1 protein-coding gene is annotated in these 1,321 nt (G+C 57.8%); it reads left to right on the top strand.

Translation table 11 applies throughout. The features are described from left to right. Positions 1-89: 89 nt before the first annotated feature. Positions 90-1,321: pitrilysin family protein (locus tag Q1K23_RS05030; RefSeq protein WP_300362966.1), on the top strand; the 1,232-nt coding region annotated here is incomplete at its 3' end.

Below are 1,321 nucleotides of genomic sequence, written 5' to 3'. Positions count from 1 at the left end.
AGCGGATCGCCCGGCGCGACGGCATAGAACTATAGGATGGTGCGATGAAGAGAATTTTGATGATATTGGCATTGGTACAAGGAGTTTTGATGAGTGCGGTTTTGGACAAAGTGACGATAAACGGTGTGGACGTTCCGCTGATTTTCGAGAAGGAGACGCTGCTTCCCATCGCGTCGATGCAGGTGGTTTTCCGCTACAGCGGCTCGCTGGCGGACGGAGAGCATCCCGGGCTGGCGAAGTTCGCGGCGAAGATGATGAACGAGGGGACCCGGACGCTGGGCGCCACCGGTTTCGCCAAGGCTCTGGAGGAGCGGGCCATCAGCCTGAGCGCCCATGCCGGTACGGAGACTTTCGTCTTCGAACTGGGCAGTCTCAAGGAGGTCTTCGACGACGGCGTGGTGCTTTTCGGACAGCTGCTCAAAGAGCCGAACCTGACCGACAGAAGTTTCAAGAAGGTACAAACCACGACCATCGGGACACTGATGCGCAAAGAGAGCGACTACGACTATCAGGCCTCTTTGCTTCTGAAAAAGTCACTCTTTGCAGGGACGCCGCTTGCCCGTCCGGCGGATGGGACGGTGGATGACATCGAAGCGCTCACGCTCGGAGATGTGGAAAGCTTTTTGAAGGAGCATCTTGCTTTGAAACGCGCCATCGTCGTGATCGGCGGGGATATGAGCCTGGAAGAGGCGAAACGGTACGCCAGAAACGCCCTGAGCGTACTGCCGGCGGGAAAGAGCGAGAAGCTTCCCTTTTTCGAAGCGAGCGACAAAGCCAAAACGGTTAAGGAAAACAGGGAGACGGAGCAGGCCTACATCTATTTCGGCGCGCCTTATCGTCTGAAAGTGAACGATCCCGACGCCTACAAGGCCCGTGTGGCCGCTTTCATCCTGGGCAGCAGCGGCTTCGGCAGCCGTCTGATGGAGGAGGTCAGGGTGAAACGGGGGCTCGCCTACAGCGCCTACGGACGCATCGTGCTCAACAAAAGCAGCAGCTACTTCAGCGGCTACCTGCAGACCAAACTCGAGAGTCAGGAGGAGGCGCTGAAGGTGGTCAAAGAGGTGATCGCCGAATTCGTCGCCAAAGGGGCCACACAGCAGGAGCTCGACGACGCGAAGATGTTTCTGCTCGGCAGCGAGCCTCTGCGCAACGAAACCCTCTCCCAGCGTCTGGGCCGCGCTTTCAACGAGTACTACAAGGAGCTTGGGCTCGGGTACTCCAAAAAGCAGCTGGCGCTGATCGAAGCCCTCACGCTCGAAGATCTCAACGCTTTCATCGAGTCCCATCCCGAGATTTTGAAGCTCACCTTCGCCATCATCAC

It is taken from the genome of Hydrogenimonas sp. (assembly GCF_029933015.1).
Lineage (GTDB): Bacteria > Campylobacterota > Campylobacteria > Campylobacterales > Hydrogenimonadaceae > Hydrogenimonas.
This window is presented reverse-complemented; position numbering and strand designations above follow the sequence as displayed.